Below are 17,294 nucleotides of genomic sequence, written 5' to 3'. Positions count from 1 at the left end.
GTTTTTTCAAACCAATGAAAATTCAGAGGCGACAACTAGTCTGACATAGGGGGATGTCGAGGTGAACACAGCCATTGAACTGTGCAAATTGCTCAAGCTTTTGCAGGAATTCCACCACAAAAATATCCCAATCCTGTATCTGGCTTTCTAGGTGCAGGCTGATGACTTCCAAAATTTGTTCCTGGCGGTGCGCTTTACAATCGATACGCCCTACAAATCGATCCTTAAACAGGATGGGCAAACAAAAGTACCCAAATTTGCGTTTACCAGCTGGAACATAGCACTCCAGTCTATAGTCGAAGCCAAAAATCTGGCTTAGGCGATTGCGGTGGATGATGGCGTTATCAAATGGTGAAAGTAGGTGTACGCCAGTGTAGGTGGGCAATGGCTGTGCGAGTGCGGAGGTTTCAACGTAAGCATTCGGCACGGCTGGGTGATTGAGTGGCTGGATTTCATGGGCGGCGATTTTGGTAGCAAGCAACTCACGCATGGTTTTTTTCAGGGCAGGATCGGTGTGCAGGTGAGTAAGTTGCTCAAAAGTTACGATGCTATGCGCGCGCAGATAGCTTTGTAATAGGTAGCCCGCATAATCGCTATGATCAGGTAAGCGCATATCCAGTCCATCGGGGAGCATGCGCTCAGTCAAATCGTAGACTTTTTCCATCCCAATGCGCTGACTAATCATCAGTTCGCCTTGCAGGAACAATTTTTCCATTGCCCTTTTGGCAGGCCCCCAGTTCCACCAGCTACCGCTTTTTCCTTTGCTTTTTTCCAAATCGCGCATTCGCAATGGGCCTTCATTGCGCACCCTGAGCAAGATGTCGCTCATCAGTTTTGGGTCGATATCACGGTAATAGGACCAGCTGCTATTTTTGACTGCGGCCATGCGATGTTGTGCAAATCGGTAATCCCGCATCGGCAAATAGGCCGCGGCATGAAACCAATATTCGAAAATATGGCGGTTCTCAACCAGCTGATTTAAAAAGACTGGCTGATAATCAGCAACCCGCGTCCATAGCACATGATGATGGGCTCGTTCGACCATTGAAATCGTATCGATCTGAACATACCCAAGATGCTCAATAGCTGCGAGTGTAGCAGCAAGGCCCTGCCCGAAACTTGCATCAGATTGCAGCCCCTGCCGTGCTAGAGCTAGCTGCCGCCACTGTGCATCAGAAATTATATTCATAAGTTTTAATTTTGCAGAACGATCGTTCTTCTTATGGTACTGCTATTTGCTTTTGCCGAATAGCGTGGCAACAAAATTAGTGGTACTTGCTTTATATGCAAGAGGCGATCTACCACTGTTCGCGCCGATTGAAATTTGACCCAGCAGCGTGCCGACTAAATTTATAATAATTGTATCGATTTTAAATATTAATTGAAGCCGATCTGTAAAAACCAACACCTGCTGGCATGAAACTTTTTCGTTCAGTAAAATAAACGTATTATCTCAGCCTAAACATTAATTTAAAGAGCCGTTAATGTCAGAGCACAGCAGTGAAGTTATTTGGGCGCGGAACGGACAAGATTTTATTGGCAATAGGTATAGCCGAAAACATTTGCTTCGTTTTGACGGTGGTATCGAGGTGGCAGGCTCTTCATCGCCGCATGTAGTGCCAATACCAATGTCTGATGCCGCTGCGATTGACCCAGAAGAAGCTTTCGTATCTTCTATTTCTAGCTGCCATATGCTTTGGTTTCTCTCCATTGCCGCTAAACAAAAATTTTGTGTTGACCGTTATTTTGATAAAGCAATTGGCGTAATGGCAAAAAATCTAGACGGTAAAGTGGCCATGTCAGTTGTCACACTTAAACCTGAGGTCGTGTTTTCTGGCGAGACATTACCAACACAAGATCAAATTAATAAAATGCACCACCAAGCGCACGAAGAGTGCTTTATCGCAAACTCGATTAAAACCGAGGTTCGTCTAGAGCCAATATATGCAGACGCTTAGCAAGCGTATTATTTGTGGGCTTTGACTGAAATCAGTCTGCAGTGAGCAGACAATAGTCCTCAATAAGTGACTCTAACTCAATAGCTAGGCAAATATAGTATCGTAACGATCACAAGGAAAAATGAACCAATGATGACCTTTGAAGATAAATGTAATTACGCAATTAAAGAGCTTGAAAACGCTGGAATTTGGAAATCAAACTACAATCCACCAATTTTAAAGTTAGCTCGAAAACTAGGATTTAAAGTGCCATTTCCTCATTACAACTCTTTTTTTACTAACGCGCTTTCAGCCGGGATTTATTTTGGTGTTTTCTGGGGGGTGTTTATGTATTTCATCTTATGGAGTCAACAAAATATGTCGGCAACTAAAATGCTGTCATCGGCCACTCTAGCCGGCGTTTTTTTTGGCTTATCTATGGCCTCATATTATAAATACAGCTTTAAAAAGAATAAATTAACACCTTGGTGTGAAATTAAAAATAACTAACGAGTAAATTCAACAGAACGGTCCAAGATGCGGCTGCTTTGCATTCACAATCAGAGAATCATGATCTTATTCTGAAGTGGTTCGGTAACTGCCATTGATTGCAATTACAGACTAGTTTCGAGCATGACGTGATTTACGGGCAGTAGTCGACCAATAGCGGAGGTTTTGACTATAAAACTGTTTAAGGTGAATTAGCTAAAATGAAAAAATTACAATTTGTTGGCGGGTGTCTATGCGGCAATGTCCGATATGCATACTCAGGTCCCATCCTTGATGCAAATTACTGCCACTGTACCGATTGCCGACGAGTTACAGGAAGTGCTTTTAATGTTGGTGTTCGCATTCGGGCTGCTGAATTTATAATCACACAAGGTGAAGTTCGAGAATTCACCAAACAAGGTGACAGTGGGAATTCACTCACCCGCCATTTTTGTGGCAACTGCGGCTCACCGCTATATACGTCATCACCTCTCCATGATGATTTTCTTTTTATTAAAGCGGGCTCACTAGACGATAGCTCTGCAATTGTTCCAACAGATCAAAGTTGGATTAGCTCTGCAGTATCATGGGCTAATATAAGCCCCGATTTGCCACAGCATCAAAAAGAAAGTGGACAGTCATGAATAGTTTGATCTCTTGCTTGGAGCAATGTCGTGAGCACCCTTATGCTAATATTGTGGAACGGCCTTCTAATTGCTTTTTTTTATACCGCAATACGTTTGCGGGAATCGACCTCAACTGCATCGAAACCGTTAAATCGTACTCATGATTGAATGTCGGCAGTGGGTTGAAAACAGGCGTTGTCGGCCAGAAGCAGCCCCTAGTCTATTAAGGCTAATTATAAAATAATTGGTTAATTAAAAAAAAACGTAAAGCGGAGATGAGAATGAGCAGTATTAGTCTACTTAAATCATTATTTAAGTACAAAGCATGGGCAAATGAAGAGTTATTCAGTTCCCTAAAAAAATTAGATGAGCACACCCACCAAGCTGAACTATATGCGGCCATTCGAATCCTCAATCATATTTATGTCGTAGACCGATTGTTTATTGCTAATTTGCAGGGGACACCTCACGAATATACTGCAACAAATACGACTGAGACGCCTAATTTGAATTCGCTGCTTACTTCTGTTCGTAATGCTGACCTTTGGTATATTGAATATACAGAGAAATTAAGCGAGTCAAAATTGAATGAGGTTGTTAATTTCACTTTTGTTGATGGTGATTTAGGCAGCATGTCTCGCGAGGAAATGCTTGTTCATATTGTCACACACGGCAATTATCATCGTGGTGCAGTGGGTCGCATAATGGCTCAATTGTCAGTCGCTCCTCCTCGGGATATTTATTCAAGATTTCTTCATGCTTCAGAGCCAAATCGCAGAAATAATTAACTACTCAAATTCCCTAACTGCAAACCGTTTATATGAAAAAACTCTTGCGGATTTCTCGCCCAATAAATGAAAAAAATTAACTTAAATGCACAAGCACTATCGCTGTCACATGCATGGCGCTCGACAATTTTAGGGCAAGCTGCGGGTGCAAATATCAAAGTTCTACGAATGGATGAATCAAAATTTTCCGAAGAAGTTCATGATTTTGACGAAGCATTAATTGTGCTTGAAGGAAAAATGAATTTATCACTAAATGGCTATTGTATTGAGGTTAATGCTGGTGAGTTATTTATTGTTCAAGCCGGCATTCCGCATGCGGTAGAAGCTGGGAGTTATGGCACCTTGATTATTGTTGATAACTAATAAATGTTCCGCTTTGGGTCGGGGGCTACCTCTCTGTGCGCGCCCAGGCTAGCTGTAAGTGGCATGAAAAAAATAAAGCGCCCATTTCACATGTTATGAATGAGCTTCAGCAGTTTCGGAGAAATCCTCCATTTGGCATCTTCACTAACGCACGCGTTTTATCTAGCCGTTAGGGACTCATGTTTTTCAACGAATCTCAAGTTACTAAAGTATATTTTTACGAATTAAAAGATATACCTTGGCGGATTTTGTGTCGCTACTGGCTTATGTATGATTTGCCAACCAAATTGCTTATTTCTGCAATTTAAAATTCAGATGCCACTCTATTGATCACGAGAGATTGGCATTTATTTATGCAAATCACCCTCTGAGCTCATCAATGCCAAAAATAAATTCAAGTCAATTCATATTCCTTGGCGTCACTTTTCTTATGGGAATTTGTTCGTCAATTTTTGGGCCATTGCAAAGCTACTTCTTTGTGAATGAGCTGGGTGCTGCACCATCTATCGTTGGCACTTATCTTGCTATATCTAGTTTTGCTACGATTTTGGTATCACAGCTAGTTGCCATGTATTCAGACCGTGGTATCGCTCGGCATAAATTAATTATATTTTCAGCTGCATGTGGCATATTGGCCTTCATCGGTTTTATCTTTATCAAGAATATCTACGCGCTCGCATTTATTGGCCTGACTTTACTGGCCTGCGTGTCCATTGGCGCTCCGCAGCTTTTTGCTCTTGCCGCTGAAGTGTTCGGTGATGAAAATGAGTCTCTAATGGGAACAATGCGTGCAGTAGTATCCATGGCATGGGTAATTGGCCCACCAATGGCCTTTAGCCTAGTTAGTTTATTCAGTTTTAATATGACGTTCGCAATTTTGATTGTTTCATATGCTTGCATTGCCTTTGCCGCGTTAAAGCTGCATATGCCGCTCGCGGTAAAACCTGAGCAGCAAAAATCAGAAAAAGCACCTGAAAATACAAAATTAAATCTCAAGCTATTGTTCGCTATAGCGGGGATGGTATTTTTGTTTGCAGCGGGAACCAATTATACGATGGCCATGCCTTTGTATATTATGAAAATGACAAAACACCCCGAGTGGCTGCCCGGTGTTTTTTTTGGATTGACTGCAGCATTTGAAATTCCTTTAATGTTGCTATCAGGAAGAATCAGCAAAAGAATCAGTCATCAAAAACAATTACTTCTTGCCGCAGCCTTAGGCTCAATTTATTACCTATTGTTTGTAACCGCAACATCCATGATGTTTTTAATGGCAATACAAATGATAGGTGCGGCAAGTATCGCCCTGAGTGCAACAGCAGGGTTACAATTTTTTCAGCATCAAGCCAAAAATAGATTGGGTTATGCGTCGACTTTATATGCAAATTCAATCGTAGGTGGCATGGCGCTAGGGGCTTTTGTTGGCGGCTTATTGGCAAGTAGCTGGGGTTATCAACTTGCGTTGGCGAGCAATGTCATTATGTGCATTCTTTCTGTGATTTGCTTTCGCCTTGCGCGGCAAGCCGAAACCAATTGCATTGCCATTACAGCGCCTACATGTGCGTAATTGCATAGCTGCAATAACCGAATTTAATCCCAGTACAGTCGCCTTAATTGTTAATTAATGCGCTCTGGCACATTACTCAGAGCGCCTTGCAATTGTTGGATACGCGCATGCTGCTCACCAAATAGACTTAACATAGACTGGAAATTATCGGCATTTCTCTTGTCAAGTTTTTGCAAAAGTCCTTCAATAAAAGAGGTTCGGTCTTTTCGTCTTTTATTAATCAGAGAATAAAACGTACTTCCTGTTTCAGCCCAATTTGTATCAATGCTGAGTGCGACATGAGCTCGCGCATATAAGAGCAGTGAGATACTGATTTTTTCTGCTTGGCTGGCATATTTAGCGTAGGTGGCCGAAGATACGCCCAACAAATGCGCCATTTCACCGCGAGATAAATTGTGAAAGTGACGAATTGCCTCAAAGTTTTTCATAACCCTGAAATAGTAATTGGTCAGTACATCATCAAGAGCCTGTTGAAAATTTAGTGCCTCATCATTTGCAGCGACACAATTACTCCACTCAGGCTTGCCTGACAGCAAACTGAGCAGCGAATAAAAATTCTTATCATTCGATTTGGCAATTAAATTGAAATAGGGGCGACATTTCAATTCTTCCGGCGGGAAAAATTTAGCGTATTCGGTATATTTAAACAACAGTGGTAATGGTGCCCCTGTTGTCGCAGACCATCTAGCCGCTGAATGCATTTTAGGCACATCAATTCCAGCTTCATATTTACGATATTGCCCAATAGAAACGCCAAAGCAATTGGCCATTTCTTGCTGCCCGTTTTTTACACATTTTCGGTAATCCGCAAGACTGCGCCCAATTGCATAAGCAATATTGTTCTCGTATTTTTCAAAATCTACGGAAATTGGTTTGCCTATACATTCAACTGATTCAAAACAAAAATAATCCAAGTGAAGCTCTTTTAAATGCAAAACAAAATGGAAGGTGAAATGTACGACGAATCTTGAGATAAAGCCAATGCAAATCATACCGCGCCATTTATCGAGCTACCGGCAAATCCGCCCAGCGCGTGGTCCAATACGGCGATAAGGTGTTCTGCCGCATTTTCCAGCCGTGATTAAATCCCGCAGTGGCAACACGGATTGAGCCTTGTTCCCATTGGCGATTGATGTCGTCCATAACTTTATTGAGTGCCGCACGTTTGATGGGGTCGGCGGTTTGCAGAAATAAATGGCCTTGTGCCGCTATACAGGGCTGCAGGTCACACAGCATTGCGCCTGCTTTGGCGTAGGCAAACCGCGTACGGCGCATTGCTTTTGGGCGTCAATAGCGCAGCGCATTGCGCCGTATGATGACGAATGCATTCAACTCGTCAGCCGTAATGAATGTGGGGTGACAAAGCTGTGCGCATTTCATCGATTCGCGATGGCAGGGGCACGGTAACCATCATTTAAGCTCGTCATTCCCGCGACGTTCTGCGCACCTAAAGGCATGTCGGGCAACCCGCCGCGCTACTGGATCCCCGATAAAAGCACTCGGGGATGACGAAGTAATAGTAGGGTATATATCTGCGGGTATTTTTATTCAATAGCTGCAGCTATATACCCATTAAAAATGAAAAAATTTTAGAGAAGTCCGTGCCGCAAACTCAGGATGCATCATCCTTTACGCTCGCTGCCAATTTCCAATTTCCAATGCCAATGCCAATGCTGTTAAATGATTTGCGTGGCGTGATTGCGTCGGCCCGAGCGTAAGCCTTGCGCAGGGTGGACGTGATTCAGGCGCGCACTTGCAGGGAAATTGGGCGGCATATTGTTGAGTTTGAGTAAGGCGGCGCAGTGCGGGCGGCGTATGGCGCACGGCTGATTCCCAGTCTGGCTGCGAGCTTGACGGTGGAATTTGCTAAGGGGTTTGACGAGCGCAATTTGCGCCATATGCGTGGATTTTTTCAAGCGTTCCCGATTTGGAACGCAGTGCGTACCGAATTGAGCTGGACGCATTACCGCAGCCTGCTGCGCGTTGACAATGAAGCGGCGCGGCGCAGACGACAATCCCACCGTCGGCATTGTTTTGTGCGCTGGCAAAGACAGTTCGGTGGTGAAATATTCGGTTTTGTATGAAAACGAGCAATTATTTGCCACTAAATGCCGTTTGTTTTGCCTTCGGAAGAAGAATTACCCGCTCGAACTAGAGCGCGATCAACAATGGCTGGCAGAGCGTCAACCGTGGTCTCAACTCGACTCAATACCCGATCCACAATAGGTTAGTCGGGGTAATCATTTGGAGTGAGGCGCATGCGCCGAGAATCACTGCAATCAATTATTGAGTTTTGGCGTTAAATTGGACGTTTTATATGATTGGAAGGATTTTCGCGAAGACATTGCCGCCGACCGAATCGGCGGGTTTCGCTCCGATCAACAGACCTTGGGTGAGTTTGCTGCGGCTAGCCCTGGCCAAATTGGGTGAGTTAAAACCCATTGGGTCATAAAGGTGAGATGCAATTGATCGGCTGCTTGCATTGCTCAGATACGCCCGTTGTTACTTTGCCAAAGCTAGATGCTAAATCGACTATTTTTTATGATTCGCTTTCAGAAAATAGTGTTTGGTTCAGCAATGATGAGCCCGCCGCCAATCTGCAGCCGGTAACTACTTGGCTACGCCGCCATTTTCCATCGGCTATTCGTGGGGATTTTCAAGGCAAACACGGCCAGCATGCTTTGCGTGGTCCGGCGCTGGCTGAGCTAAATAAAATTGCACATGGACTCGTGCCTGAGCCATTTGCTGAGTATTTGGCCAAATCTAAAACGCCGAACAGCCGAACAGCCGCATCGACGAATTATTGCCCTTACCAGCGCTAGCAGAAAAATAAGCGTCAAGGTGGTGGAGCGGCTGAGCGCTTACAACAGACCGCAGTTTAAGATGGTTTCTGCCATGAAAAGGTAGGCCGAGATGAGTGAGGAAAATCGTAAAGTTTTGACTGGAGCGCAAAAAGCAAAGGTGGGGGAATACCGAAGCAGCATGAATAACAACGACATCGTCTAAAAACGCTGGAACGTCTGCGACGTCGTGCGCGGCGACGGTATTTCCCCGGCTGCGCACGGTCTCTTGCCTTTGGGTCTTATGATTATCAATGCGGCGGGCAGATTTAGTGCGGGGTTTCGGCGAGGTTGGCCAGTAAAGCGAAGGCGCGGCGATGTTGTTGGATGAGGGTGCTTGTCAGCGCGTTGTTAACACGGTCGGTCTGTGCTTTAAGGGCGTTTAACCCCTGCTCAAGCAAAGAAAGTTCAGATTCGCCTTGGTTCAAATGGCTCAAAAATACGCCAATGCGCGCTAATTGCTGCTGATGTTGCGCAATTAAATCCGGCGGTAAATTGTCGCGCTTTAGCGTGGTTTCGGCGCGAAGTAATAGCGCTAAATTGGGCGAGAGGATTTGCAGTATTGATAGTTGGTGTTGTTGTTGGGCGATTTTTTGACGTTGGGCGAGGGGGCTAAACAGGGTTTCAAAGCTTTGTAAGTGCGCGAGATCGCTCGCTTGTTCCAAGTCCGCTTGTAGTGCGATACCTTGCTGGCCGAGCTTACCTTGTTGCAGTACTTGAGCGACATTGTTTAAATAGTGCTGCAGCTGTTGGCGCAGTTGGCTGCGCGCATAAACGGGCCACAGGGATGAGAAAACCAAGGCCATCATGACGTTACCCAGCAAAATCCCGAATAAGCGATCGCGAATGATTTCAAAGTCGGTTGCAGGGCCAAAGCCTTGCAGCACACACATAAAGAAGGCCAGGCCGATTTGTAAGCCGGCATAGGCAATTCGCTCGCTACCTAAAGAAACCCAAGCGGCAATGGCCGTGCCTGCGGCCACAACGATGACTAGGCCAACAATGCTTTGTAAGTGTGGAAAAATAAATACCACTGTGACGATGCCCATTATTCCGCCAATGATGGCACCGACGATGCGCAGTGTGCCGCGATGTACTGTGGCACCCTTGCTCGATAAAGCAATGATGGTGCAGGTGATCATGCAGGTATGAATGCCTTGCCAATCAAATAAGTTGTACAGCACATAGCACAACATGGCCGCCAAGGTGACTTTGAAGGCAAATTGCAGGTATTCAGGATTGCTGAATGCATCGGCAAGCCATAAGGCGGGTTTGGGTTTGGGCTCGAGCGGATTGGCCAGCGCACTTAAATGGCTTAAGTCGTTCAGCACAAGGCTTAAATCACTGAGCACAAAGTCCACATCGCCATCGGGTGTTGGTTCTGCTGCTGCGTTGCTGCTGCTCGGTAGTGGCGTATTGTCTTGGAGCTCGGCGATTAAATGGCGTAATTGCGCATGAGCGTCGAGCAATATCTGCTGTTGTTCTGCGGTGCGTGAGCTTGGGGATGCAGTGATTAATTGCTGGGTTAAGAGAATGAGTCGGAACAGTAGTGTAAGCGAGTCATTGGCTCGCCAGCGGCTTGGGATGACGGTGCTTTTTTGGGATAAACGCTGTAGGTTGGATAAAGCGTGGATGTGATTGGCCAGCCAATAGGCCGGTTCGGCCGCGTGAGGCTTGAGTGCGAGCACGCCTATTTGATTGGATAGCGCCGTGTCGCAACTGAGTAGGCGTTCGAGCAGTTGCGCGCGAAAGCGCTGTGGGGGGCTAAATTGTGGCGCGAGCACGAATGACAGCATCGTGAGCACAATCGGAAAAGCGATCACGACCCATAGCCACAAGTGAGCGCGAACGATGAGTTCTGGGCTAGGAATAAAATCGGCCAGCGTCATGGTCATCATGATGACAAAACTAATCGCGAAGGCTAAAGGGCCGATTAAAAAGGTGCGCACTAGCCACATGCCGGCAAAAATCACCAGCATCATTGTGGTGATACGTGCCATAGGCATATCGACGAAAGCCATGTTGAGCAAAAGCCCTAGCGCTATACCTACTGTTAATCCCAGTATCAGTAATAGGCCTGATTGCAGGGTGGTGTACGACTCCTCTTTGCTGATAAAGAGCACCATGTAAGCCGCAAGCGCGGCCTCGGGTATTTCGAGTGTCATGGCAATAATGACCACCAAAACAGTGGTGATCACGATGCGCAAAGTGGCACTGGCACGCCCCGAAGTCGGGCGTAACTCGACACGTAAAAGGTCAATTAAAGCATTCATTGCTGGCTAGGGTCGATCAATACCGAAGCGGAAAGACCGATGCGAAATGCCGTAGCGGGCTCTGGATTATCCAGCAACAGTCTGACTGGAAAACGCTGAGCGACATGGACCCAGTTTAGTTTGCGGGGCACATAGGGCATGCCTGCAATGCGGGCACTGTCCTCGGCATGAACCCCAAAGCCAATGCCGTGCACTTTGGCGCTATAGACGCGCTTGGGGTCATTCATTAGCCGAATTTGCGCCACATCGCCCTCACGAATTTTTTGCAGTTCGGTCTCGCGAAAATTGGCTACGACGTACCAATGCCGAGTATCGATTAAGGTAAAGATCGGTTTGGAAGGGGAAGAAAATTCGCCTGCAGCGGTGGTGAGATTGATTACGCGGCCATTAAATGGGGCGCGAACTTCGGTATGCGCCAGATCATATTTGGCGCTAGCAACTGCCGCTTGTGCGCCGACCAATTGCGCTTGTAGCGCGTCGGTGCCACTAATGCTGGCCGTGGCTTGTTGCGCTGCGGTACGGGCCCGCTGCAGCGCGATACCGGCTTCAATTTTTTTGGTGTTGGCAATATCGAGCTGATCGCTAGTGACGTATTCTTTGGCGTGAAGCGGCTCAAGTCGGGCGACGGTTGCCGTGGCTAGTTTTAATTGGGCCTCTGCCGCAGCAACCCCTTCACTAACGCCTTGGGCACCAAAACGCTGAGCATTGACCCCGCGCTGAGTCAGAATGATTTGCTGCTCTAATGATGCAAGCTGAGCTTGAGCTTGTGCTAATCGCAAGCGGTAAGGTTCAGGATCAATCACAAATAACACATCGCCGGCTTTGACCGATTGATTGTCTTGCACATTCATTTTTGCAATCTTTCCTTGGACTTGGGATACGACATCAATCCGATTGGCATCAACGTAAGCATCTTCAGTTTGCGGTGTTTGTTCATTCAAGTTCACCACATACACAAGCAACAAGACGGCACTGAGCAAAATCACCGCACTGATGATTTTTCCCTTGAACGACGAGGTTTGATCTGACATTTTAAGGTTCTTATAAGTGATTTTAAGTCAATGCAACCAGCCAAACCAAGGCACAAGTTATTGCATAAAAAGCCAGATAAATTAAGCCGCGTGGCTGTAGATAGCGGACTAAGTTTAGCCTTGCCAAGGCGGCAACAAGGAGCAATGTCATGGGTAAGGCGATGATCATGGCCGCCAGCCAAGCCGGGAAAAATGCCCCCATAAATAGCATCGGGGCAGCGGCGTAGGCCAGGCTAGAAAATAATAAAATAAATATCACGGCAACGTTGGGCAATGCAAAACTCCTGTGCCAACGACAGTTAGCGAGCGATTTAAAGCGAAGTGAAAATTATCGCACCTCAATGTTTACGCCTCAAGCGTAGGGTTCAGTAATTTTTAAAAAAGTTTAAATGATGGGTTTTATCGTATTAGTTTACAATACAAAGCATAAATCATGCTGCTATCTGTAATTTTTTACCCCGTCTTGTCTGGATTTTAATTTATGCCTCGGTTGTTCCCTTGTGCTTTGCTTGCCTTGCTGTTGTCGAGTGCCTTGGTCTTTGCTGAGGAACTTGCTGCCCCACCTGTAATCCTTCAATCGGGTGCTGAATTTAGGCCGAGCGCGGTGGATGATGGGCGAGTGTGGTCACTGAGCGATTTAATTGACTTAGCGGCCACGCAAAATATTGAGACTCGAGTTGCTTGGGAGAAAGCCAGGCAGGCCGCTGCAGTGCTTGGCATTGCTGAGAGTACATTTAAGCCCCATATTGCGGCTGCGGTGTTGGCCGGGTTTCAGCATGTTTCATTTCCTTTGCCACAAACCGTGTTAACGCCTAAAGGGTATTTTACCGCTGACATCGGGGCGGTTGCGCCCATGCTCACGTTAAAGTGGCTGCTACTTGATGGGGGTCAGCGTCAAGCGAGCGTCAATATTGCGCAACAAAGAATGGTGGCGGCGCAAGTTGGATTTACGGGTCAGCATCAAAAATTGGTTTTTGAAGTGATTCGTCATTATCACTCGCTCAATAGCTTACGCGCTAAGATTAAAATATTTGAAGCGGCTGAATCACAAAGTCAGCAGTTGTTGGCGGCCACGCTGGCAAGAAAAAAATCAGGCATGGCGACTGAGCCCGATGTATTGCAAGCACAGCAGCAATTGGCACAATCACATTATCAATTGACTGAGGTTCGTGCGGCAGAAAGTGAGCTTTATCTGCGCTTTTTGGATATTGTGGGGCTGGCACCTTCTAGTCAGTTGAACATTGCAGCGCAACAGCCAGAGATCCAATCTGCGCTGTTTTTACAATCGATTGATGCCTTGGTGAAACAAGCCTTAGATCATCGCCCCGATCTAAAAATGCGTGAAGCCGAGCTCAATGCTCGAACCGAAGAAATTGAACAAGCTCGAGCAGAAGAGCGGCCTAAGCTGGGTTTGTCGGTGAATGCTGGTTATACCCTCAATACAATTGGTATTGAAGAAAGCAAAACATTGCGTACCACCCAGCCGCAGTACGGCGTCATGCTGTCTTTGGATGTGCCTATTTTTGATGGTGGCTATGGCCATTCCAAAGTCACTTTGGCGCAATCGCGCCGCCAAGAGGCGCAGTACGAGCTTAAGCAAGCTCGTGACCAAGCGGTTCGCGAGGTATGGAAAACCCATAATGCCCTCAAAGTGGCCATGAATAAACGCGCCGCCGCCTTGGCGTTTAAAACGGCAGCGAGCGCGGCTTATCAAGCCGTGTTTGATTCTTACCGTTATGGTGTGGCCAGTCTGATTGAGGTGACCAAGGCGCACACGGATTTAATTCGCGCCCAGGCCAGCGATGAAGAGAGCGTTGGCCTAGTGCAAACCGCTTCGGCAGCATTGGCTTTAGCAACGAGTCTGCTCGACGTGCCGCCTGCGGAAAAATTCATTCAGTAGTGATATCTAGTGCCTTGGCATCGAGCCAAGCATGACTTTTTAGGATCCGCATGCGCATAAAAATCGCTGCTCATGCTTTGGTTTTGATCTGCGCCATATTCTTGAGTGCTTGCGCTACGCGCTCGATAAATCCACCCATTAGCCAGGTTGACGTGAGTGCGGGCTATCGGTTTTTTCATGGTTCAGAATTAAAGGCGCAGGATTCGGAAACCTTGTTTATGCTGGCTTTTTCTGGCGGAGGAACACGAGCGGCGGCGTTCTCTTATGGGGTATTAGAAGCGTTACGTGCCACCCCGATTCATGGCAAGGCTGGAGCCAACAACTTACTCGAAGAAGTCGATTACATCACTGGGGTTTCGGGCGGTAGTTTTACCGCATTGGCGTATGGCTTGTATGGTGAACGTTTATTTGAAGAATATGAAGCCCGCTTTTTAAAGCGAGATGTACAAGGCACATTACTGAGTAAATGGATCAATCCCATTAACTGGCCCAATATGTGGCAGCCGACCTATAGCCGCTCCGATATGAGTCAGGCGTATTACGACGAAATATTATTTAATAATGCCACTTTTGGTGATTTACTCGATAAAAAAGGCCCACGAATTATCGTTTCAGCAACCGAAGCGGCATCGAGTTTTCGCTTTACGTTTGCGCAAGATTTTTTTGATTTAATTTGCTCTGATTTATCTGCAGTTAAGTTATCCAGGGCGGCGACGGCTTCATCGGCCGTACCTATCTTATTTACACCAATTACATTTAATAATTATGGACTTCATTGTGGCGCTAATATTCCAGCGTGGGTCGATGAAGCACTTCAATTAGCTAAAAATAAAAATGATTTACCGATTCGTACTTTGCAAAGAATTCGCGAACTTAAATCGATACAAAATAGTGATAAAAGGCCTTTTCTACATCTTGCCGATGGCGGTATATCGGACAATTTGGGCGCGCGTTTAATTTTAGAATTACTTGAGGCATTGCCACTGATTCAAGAAAAACGAGAGGCCAATGGCGAAGCGGCAATTAAAAATATTGCATTTATCATTGTGAATGCCTCGTCGAGTCCAACGCTGACCTGGGGCACATCCGCTCAGCCGCCTAACGAGCTTGAAGTTGCTTTGCGCGCCATTAGCACGCCGATCGATCAATATTCTTATGAGACCATTTCTTTGATCGAGGATATGGCCAAAGCGCTGAATCAATCACGCCGTTTACAAGGGCAGCTCAATGGTAAGGCCGACTTGCCCATCACCGTTACGCCGATTGTGTTGAGTTTTGCACAAATCGAAGACGACGCTGAGCGAGCGTATTTTGATAATCTACCCACCAGCTTTGTGCTTGCGCCGGAGCAAGTCGATCGTTTGCGGCAGCTAAGCCATACGTTATTAAAAAAATCACCACAATACCAAGATTTAATTCAACGGCTTCATCTCACCGTTGATCGCCGTTAATCGGGTTTGGGTAAGCTGCTTATTCTATTGAGCGCTGGAGCTGCTTGGCATGATAGGCCACGTGATCTTCAATCCAGCTGGCGATGAAGTAGTAGCTGTGGTCATACCCTAGGTGGTAGCGAATTTGTGCGTCGATATGCATCTGCTGGCAGGCGCTTTCGAGTTTTTGGGTGCATAACTGCTCAGCGTAGAATGGATCGTCCAGTCCTTGGTCGACCAAAAATGCTTTTTTGTCGTGGCCTTGCAAAATTAATTCAACGGCATCGTATTGTTGCCAAGTTGCTCTATCCTCGCCAAGGTAGGCGGTAAACGCTTTTTGTCCCCAGCCCACTTGACTTGGTGAAACAATCGGCGAGAACGCCGATATGCTGACATAGTCATTGGGGTTTCTAAGCCCCAGCACCAGTGCGCCATGGCCGCCCATTGAATGGCCGCTGATGGATTTTCTTTCGTTGGCGGCAAAGTGCGTGGTGATCAGGCGAGGTAGCTCGTGCAGGATGTAATCGTACATTTGGTAGTGATTGCACCACGGCGACTGTGTGGCATTTAAGTAAAAACTCGCACCCTGACCCAAATCATAAGCGGCGTCATCGGCGACCGACTCACCCCTTGGGCTGGTGTCTGGGGCGACAATCATGATGCCGTGTTCTGCGGCGTAGCGTTGGATGCCGGATTTGGTGATGACATTTTGTTCGGTGCACGTTAAGCCTGAAAGCCAATAGAGCACCGGTACTTTGCGCTCTTTAGCTTGTGGCGGCAGGTAAACTGCAAAGCGCATTGGGCAGTTGAGTAAGGGTGACTCATGCGTCCAAACTTCTTGCCAACCGCCAAAGCAGGCGTGTTTTTCGATTTGTTGCATAGCGGGTCCCTGAGGAAAGTGGGGCATTGCCGTTGACCGGCAAGCCGTGTGTTGCTGTCGGGCGCGGCTTAGGGATTGATTCGCCGCGAAAAAAAGTCAGCGCGGCGATAAACCCATCGTCAACAGCCCCTAGTGCCAATCAAGATCAGAAATGAATGACAGTTCGGATCGATTTGCCGTCATGCATCAGATCAAATGCGGTGTTAATTTGCTCTAGCGTCATGGTATGAGTCACAAAAGGCGCGAGCTCAATCTCGCCTTTCATGGCGTCTTCAACCATATTGGGTAATTGGCTGCGACCTTTTACGCCACCAAATGCCGAGCCCATCCATGTTCGCCCAGTGACCAGTTGGAAAGGGCGGGTTGAGATCTCTTGGCCAGCGCCGGCTACCCCAATCACAATCGATTGTCCCCAGCCGCGATGCGCGCTTTCGAGCGCTGCGCGCATCACGTTGACATTGCCGATGCATTCAAAAGTATGGTCAAAGCCCCATTTGTTGATATCAAGCAGCACATCTTTAATCGGTTTGTCGTGATCTTTGGGATTGATGCAATCGGTCGCACCAAATTGCTGAGCGAGCGCAAATTTGCTTGGATTGGTGTCGATCACGATGATGCGTCCGGCTTTGGCTTGTCGCGCGCCTTGCACTACGGCCAAACCAATGGCGCCTAAGCCAAAGACGACGACCGAGTCGCCCGCTTGCACTTTGGCGGTGTTGTGCACCGCGCCAATGCCGGTGGTGACGCCGCAGCCTAGCAAGCAAACATGCTCGTGATTGGCTTGCGGATTGATTTTAGCTAAAGAGACTTCAGCGACGACGGTGTATTCGCTGAATGTTGAGCAGCCCATATAGTGGTAGATCGGCTGACCATGGTAGGAAAAACGCGTCGTGCCGTCGGGCATTAGTCCTTTGCCTTGTGTTTCGCGCACCGCAACACAAAGATTGGTTTTGCCAGAAAGACAAAATTCGCATTGTCCGCATTCTGCGGTATACAGCGGAATCACATGGTCGCCCGGTTGAACGCTGGTCACGCCTTCGCCGACTTCAATCACGATGCCTGCGCCTTCATGCCCGAGTACGACAGGAAAAACGCCTTCTGGGTCGTCACCCGATAATGTAAATGCATCGGTGTGGCAAACGCCGGTGTGGGTGTTTCTAATTAAAACTT

At 46.9% G+C, this 17,294-nt stretch carries 21 protein-coding genes; 12 read left to right on the top strand and 9 right to left on the bottom strand.

The features are described from left to right. Window positions 1-22 precede the first annotated feature (22 nt). Window positions 23-1,189 carry a winged helix-turn-helix domain-containing protein gene (locus Q0V82_RS14390; protein ID WP_297576857.1) on the bottom strand — a complete coding sequence of 389 codons (1,167 nt, stop codon included), beginning with the start codon at window positions 1,187-1,189 and terminating at the stop codon, window positions 23-25. Between the two features lie 295 nt (window positions 1,190-1,484). Here Q0V82_RS14390 and Q0V82_RS14385 point away from each other — a divergent pair, with 295 nt between their 5' ends. The 6 genes from Q0V82_RS14385 (at window position 1,485) to Q0V82_RS14360 (ending at window position 5,770) form a co-directional block, all read left to right on the top strand. Continuing rightward, window positions 1,485-1,958, top strand: coding sequence for an OsmC family protein (locus Q0V82_RS14385; RefSeq protein ID WP_297576856.1), 474 nt, complete (start codon window positions 1,485-1,487; stop codon window positions 1,956-1,958). Between the two features lie 129 nt (window positions 1,959-2,087). Then, a complete protein-coding gene (locus Q0V82_RS14380) occupies window positions 2,088-2,447 on the top strand; it encodes a DUF6404 family protein (protein WP_297576855.1) in 360 nt (119 codons plus the stop codon). Window positions 2,448-2,647: 200 nt separating this feature from the next. Further along, the gene (locus Q0V82_RS14375) at window positions 2,648-3,070 is read left to right on the top strand and encodes a GFA family protein (protein ID WP_297576854.1); all 423 of its coding nucleotides are present in this window, start codon (window positions 2,648-2,650) and stop codon (window positions 3,068-3,070) included. A 263-nt stretch (window positions 3,071-3,333) separates the two neighbouring features. Next, on the top strand, window positions 3,334-3,840 hold the full coding sequence (locus tag Q0V82_RS14370; protein WP_297576853.1) for a DinB family protein: 507 nt from the start codon (window positions 3,334-3,336) through the stop codon (window positions 3,838-3,840). A 66-nt stretch (window positions 3,841-3,906) separates the two neighbouring features. Beyond that, window positions 3,907-4,203, top strand: a complete 297-nt coding sequence (locus Q0V82_RS14365) for a cupin domain-containing protein (protein ID WP_297576852.1) — start codon at window positions 3,907-3,909, stop codon at window positions 4,201-4,203. Window positions 4,204-4,582: 379 nt separating this feature from the next. Beyond that, window positions 4,583-5,770 carry a sugar efflux transporter gene (locus tag Q0V82_RS14360; RefSeq protein ID WP_297576851.1) on the top strand — a complete coding sequence of 396 codons (1,188 nt, stop codon included), beginning with the start codon at window positions 4,583-4,585 and terminating at the stop codon, window positions 5,768-5,770. Window positions 5,771-5,820: 50 nt separating this feature from the next. Here Q0V82_RS14360 and Q0V82_RS14355 read toward each other — a convergent pair whose 3' ends face one another. The 3 genes from Q0V82_RS14355 to Q0V82_RS14345 form a co-directional block, all read right to left on the bottom strand. Then, window positions 5,821-6,762: a hypothetical protein gene (locus Q0V82_RS14355; RefSeq protein WP_297576850.1), complete on the bottom strand. Its 942-nt coding sequence runs from the start codon at window positions 6,760-6,762 to the stop codon at window positions 5,821-5,823. Window positions 6,763-6,772: 10 nt separating this feature from the next. Further along, on the bottom strand, window positions 6,773-7,045 hold the full coding sequence (locus tag Q0V82_RS14350; RefSeq protein WP_297576849.1) for a DUF4113 domain-containing protein: 273 nt from the start codon (window positions 7,043-7,045) through the stop codon (window positions 6,773-6,775). A gap of 401 nt (window positions 7,046-7,446) precedes the next feature. Beyond that, complete coding sequence (locus tag Q0V82_RS14345; RefSeq protein ID WP_297576848.1) at window positions 7,447-7,734, bottom strand: hypothetical protein; 288 nt, start codon at window positions 7,732-7,734, stop codon at window positions 7,447-7,449. Between Q0V82_RS14345 and Q0V82_RS16610 the strand changes: the two genes are divergently transcribed. The 4 genes from Q0V82_RS16610 to Q0V82_RS14330 all read left to right on the top strand — a co-directional run bounded on the left by Q0V82_RS16610 (window position 7,627) and on the right by Q0V82_RS14330 (window position 8,592). After that, window positions 7,627-7,854: a DUF1016 N-terminal domain-containing protein gene (locus Q0V82_RS16610; RefSeq protein ID WP_374758553.1), complete on the top strand. Its 228-nt coding sequence runs from the start codon at window positions 7,627-7,629 to the stop codon at window positions 7,852-7,854. The genes Q0V82_RS14345 and Q0V82_RS16610 overlap by 108 nt on opposite strands. Continuing rightward, window positions 7,760-7,996: a hypothetical protein gene (locus Q0V82_RS14340; RefSeq protein ID WP_297576847.1), complete on the top strand. Its 237-nt coding sequence runs from the start codon at window positions 7,760-7,762 to the stop codon at window positions 7,994-7,996. Before Q0V82_RS16610 ends, Q0V82_RS14340 begins: the two co-directional genes overlap by 95 nt. A gap of 78 nt (window positions 7,997-8,074) precedes the next feature. Beyond that, window positions 8,075-8,200 (top strand): hypothetical protein, encoded by a 126-nt coding sequence (locus tag Q0V82_RS14335; protein ID WP_297576846.1) that lies wholly within the window; start codon window positions 8,075-8,077, stop codon window positions 8,198-8,200. Window positions 8,201-8,229: 29 nt separating this feature from the next. Next, window positions 8,230-8,592, top strand: a complete 363-nt coding sequence (locus Q0V82_RS14330) for a hypothetical protein (protein WP_297576845.1) — start codon at window positions 8,230-8,232, stop codon at window positions 8,590-8,592. Between the two features lie 287 nt (window positions 8,593-8,879). Here Q0V82_RS14330 and Q0V82_RS14325 read toward each other — a convergent pair whose 3' ends face one another. The 3 genes from Q0V82_RS14325 to Q0V82_RS14315 are packed head-to-tail and all read right to left on the bottom strand — an operon-like array spanning window position 8,880 to window position 12,188. After that, window positions 8,880-10,883: an FUSC family protein gene (locus tag Q0V82_RS14325; protein ID WP_297576844.1), complete on the bottom strand. Its 2,004-nt coding sequence runs from the start codon at window positions 10,881-10,883 to the stop codon at window positions 8,880-8,882. Beyond that, window positions 10,880-11,914, bottom strand: a complete 1,035-nt coding sequence (gene mdtN, locus Q0V82_RS14320; protein ID WP_297576843.1) for a multidrug transporter subunit MdtN — start codon at window positions 11,912-11,914, stop codon at window positions 10,880-10,882. The genes Q0V82_RS14325 and mdtN overlap by 4 nt, the downstream gene beginning before the upstream one ends. A gap of 22 nt (window positions 11,915-11,936) precedes the next feature. Then, window positions 11,937-12,188, bottom strand: coding sequence for a YtcA family lipoprotein (locus Q0V82_RS14315; RefSeq protein WP_297576842.1), 252 nt, complete (start codon window positions 12,186-12,188; stop codon window positions 11,937-11,939). A 207-nt stretch (window positions 12,189-12,395) separates the two neighbouring features. Between Q0V82_RS14315 and Q0V82_RS14310 the strand changes: the two genes are divergently transcribed. Next, window positions 12,396-13,814 (top strand): TolC family protein, encoded by a 1,419-nt coding sequence (locus tag Q0V82_RS14310; protein WP_297576841.1) that lies wholly within the window; start codon window positions 12,396-12,398, stop codon window positions 13,812-13,814. A 50-nt stretch (window positions 13,815-13,864) separates the two neighbouring features. After that, window positions 13,865-15,265 (top strand): patatin-like phospholipase family protein, encoded by a 1,401-nt coding sequence (locus Q0V82_RS14305; protein ID WP_297576840.1) that lies wholly within the window; start codon window positions 13,865-13,867, stop codon window positions 15,263-15,265. 19 nt (window positions 15,266-15,284) lie between these two features. Here the strand turns inward: Q0V82_RS14305 and fghA are convergent, their stop codons facing one another. Both fghA and Q0V82_RS14295 read right to left on the bottom strand, forming a co-directional pair. After that, complete coding sequence (gene fghA, locus Q0V82_RS14300; protein WP_297576839.1) at window positions 15,285-16,124, bottom strand: S-formylglutathione hydrolase; 840 nt, start codon at window positions 16,122-16,124, stop codon at window positions 15,285-15,287. A gap of 145 nt (window positions 16,125-16,269) precedes the next feature. Then, the coding region (locus Q0V82_RS14295) for an S-(hydroxymethyl)glutathione dehydrogenase/class III alcohol dehydrogenase (RefSeq protein WP_297576838.1) at window positions 16,270-17,294 on the bottom strand (1,025 nt) is incomplete at its 5' end.

The organism is uncultured Deefgea sp. (assembly GCF_947072475.1).
In the GTDB taxonomy this organism is placed as follows: domain Bacteria; phylum Pseudomonadota; class Gammaproteobacteria; order Burkholderiales; family Chitinibacteraceae; genus Deefgea.
Note: the sequence above shows the minus strand (reverse complement) of the source record. Positions and strands in the feature narration are given on the sequence as shown.

Bases quoted from the DNA above. Each gene is read 5' to 3' on its own strand.
- Q0V82_RS14345 (WP_297576848.1), bottom strand. From the start codon at position 7,734: ATGCGTCCAGCTCAATTCGGTACGCACTGCGTTCCAAATCGGGAACGC.
- Q0V82_RS14355 (WP_297576850.1), bottom strand. From the start codon at position 6,762: ATGATTTGCATTGGCTTTATCTCAAGATTCGTCGTACATTTCACCTTC.
- Q0V82_RS14330 (WP_297576845.1), top strand. From the start codon at position 8,230: ATGCAATTGATCGGCTGCTTGCATTGCTCAGATACGCCCGTTGTTACT.
- fghA (WP_297576839.1), bottom strand. From the start codon at position 16,124: ATGCAACAAATCGAAAAACACGCCTGCTTTGGCGGTTGGCAAGAAGTT.
- Q0V82_RS14385 (WP_297576856.1), top strand. From the start codon at position 1,485: ATGTCAGAGCACAGCAGTGAAGTTATTTGGGCGCGGAACGGACAAGAT.
- Q0V82_RS14390 (WP_297576857.1), bottom strand. From the start codon at position 1,189: ATGAATATAATTTCTGATGCACAGTGGCGGCAGCTAGCTCTAGCACGG.
- Q0V82_RS14350 (WP_297576849.1), bottom strand. From the start codon at position 7,045: ATGCGCCGTACGCGGTTTGCCTACGCCAAAGCAGGCGCAATGCTGTGT.
- Q0V82_RS14340 (WP_297576847.1), top strand. From the start codon at position 7,760: ATGAAGCGGCGCGGCGCAGACGACAATCCCACCGTCGGCATTGTTTTG.
- mdtN (WP_297576843.1), bottom strand. From the start codon at position 11,914: ATGTCAGATCAAACCTCGTCGTTCAAGGGAAAAATCATCAGTGCGGTG.
- Q0V82_RS14360 (WP_297576851.1), top strand. From the start codon at position 4,583: ATGCCAAAAATAAATTCAAGTCAATTCATATTCCTTGGCGTCACTTTT.
- Q0V82_RS14305 (WP_297576840.1), top strand. From the start codon at position 13,865: ATGCGCATAAAAATCGCTGCTCATGCTTTGGTTTTGATCTGCGCCATA.
- Q0V82_RS14380 (WP_297576855.1), top strand. From the start codon at position 2,088: ATGATGACCTTTGAAGATAAATGTAATTACGCAATTAAAGAGCTTGAA.
- Q0V82_RS14310 (WP_297576841.1), top strand. From the start codon at position 12,396: ATGCCTCGGTTGTTCCCTTGTGCTTTGCTTGCCTTGCTGTTGTCGAGT.
- Q0V82_RS14375 (WP_297576854.1), top strand. From the start codon at position 2,648: ATGAAAAAATTACAATTTGTTGGCGGGTGTCTATGCGGCAATGTCCGA.
- Q0V82_RS14325 (WP_297576844.1), bottom strand. From the start codon at position 10,883: ATGAATGCTTTAATTGACCTTTTACGTGTCGAGTTACGCCCGACTTCG.
- Q0V82_RS14365 (WP_297576852.1), top strand. From the start codon at position 3,907: ATGAAAAAAATTAACTTAAATGCACAAGCACTATCGCTGTCACATGCA.
- Q0V82_RS14370 (WP_297576853.1), top strand. From the start codon at position 3,334: ATGAGCAGTATTAGTCTACTTAAATCATTATTTAAGTACAAAGCATGG.